1 protein-coding gene is annotated in these 1,876 nt (G+C 36.7%); it reads right to left on the bottom strand.

Going from position 1 to position 1,876, the window contains the following annotated elements; translation table 11 throughout:
• Positions 1-1,876 (bottom strand): Ig-like domain-containing protein (locus J536_RS24160; protein ID WP_032064254.1); only part of this gene is annotated, 1,876 nt, incomplete at both ends.

Here is a 1,876-nt window from a genome sequence, read left to right on the forward strand (position 1 = left end):
GATCAATTACAACAAATGTAAGCTCTTCTCCATGTAAATACACTTGATTAAAGTAACCTGACACATTACCAGTGCTATCGACATAACCATAACCGACAAACTCACCAGCAGCATTTTTGACACCAATAAAACTATTAGCTTCTGCTTGTGCTGTAAAATTTTGTCCATTTTCATTAAAGATGATGTTTTCAATCGGCTTTGGTGCAATGGTATCCATCAAAGCATTTAACTTCATTTCATCACTACGGTTACCTACTCGGTCTATAACAACGAACGTTAATTCTTCTCCATGTAAATACACTTGATAGAAGTAACCCGTCACATTACCAGTGCTGTCGGTAGAGCCCCAACCTATCTGGCTACCAAATGAGTCAAAAATTTCAATCTGACTATTTGCTTCCGCTTGTGCTGTAAAGTTTTGACCGTTCGCATTAAGTACAATATTTTTAATCGGATTTGGGGCAATATCATCAAGCGGCGCCTTAACTGAAACAGCTTCACTCACATTTCCAGCAAGGTCTTTAACAATGACTGTAAATTCTTCACCATGTAAATTGTAGTTACCTAGAGAAATGTTGAATGTACCATCAGCGTTTACACTCTGATTCCAGGTATTCACTTGCTGACCATTTTGGTCAAAAATCTGGATGAAGGTATTCGGCTCAGCCACACCAGAAAGGGACGAACCATCTTCATTGAATGTAAGATTACTTGCAGCTACAGGAGCAATATCATCAAGCGGTGCTTTTACAGTAACCCCGTCACTCAAATTACCAGCCTGATCAACTACAACTACTTTAAATACTTCTCCATGCATGTAGTTACTATTTAAATAGAGGTTAAATGTTCCATCCCAATTAACATTATTATTCCAAAGATTTAATAATTGACCATTCTGATCAATTATTTGAATCGTAGAATTGGGCTCAGCCATACCAGTTAGATATGAACCATCTTCGCTAAATACTAAATTAGTCGCATTTTCTGGTGCCGTATTATCAAGAAAGGCTGTTTGTTTTACTTCAACACTACGATTACCAGCTTGATCAATCACAACAAAAGTGAGCTCCTCACCTTTTAAATAAACTTGATTCAAGTAACCTGACACATTACCAGTGCTATCGACATAACCATAACCGACAAACTCACCAGCAGCATTTTTGACACCAATAAAACTATTAGCTTCTGCTTGTGCTGTAAAATTTTGTCCATTTTCATTAAAGATGATGTTTTCAATCGGCTTTGGTGCAATGGTATCCATCAAAGCATTTAACTTCATTTCATCACTACGGTTACCTACTCGGTCTATAACAACGAACGTTAATTCTTCTCCATGTAAATACACTTGATAGAAGTAACCAGAAACATTACCCATGTTATCGGTTGAACCAGATCCTACCACCTCACCAACAGCATTTTTAACTTCGATTCGACTATCTGCTTCCGCTTGCGCTGTAAAGTTCTGTCCATTGATATCAAATATAATATTTTCGATTGGATTCGGTGCAATATCATCAGTTAAAGCATTTTGCTTAAATTCAATACTTTGATTACCTGCTTTATCTATAACAATAAAAGTGAGTTCCTCACCTTTTAAATAAACTTGATTCAAGTAACCTGACACATTACCAGTGCTATCGACATAACCATAACCGACAAACTCACCAGCAGCATTTTTGACACCAATAAAACTATTAGCTTCTGCTTGTGCTGTAAAATTTTGTCCATTTTCATTAAAGATGATGTTTTCAATCGGCTTTGGTGCAATGGTATCCATCAAAGCATTTAACTTCATTTCATCACTACGGTTACCTACTCGGTCTATAACAACGAACGTTAATTCTTCTCCATGTAAATACACTTGATAGAAGTAACC

It is taken from the genome of Acinetobacter sp. 809848 (assembly GCF_000581275.1).
GTDB classification, from domain to species: Bacteria; Pseudomonadota; Gammaproteobacteria; order Pseudomonadales; family Moraxellaceae; genus Acinetobacter; species Acinetobacter pittii.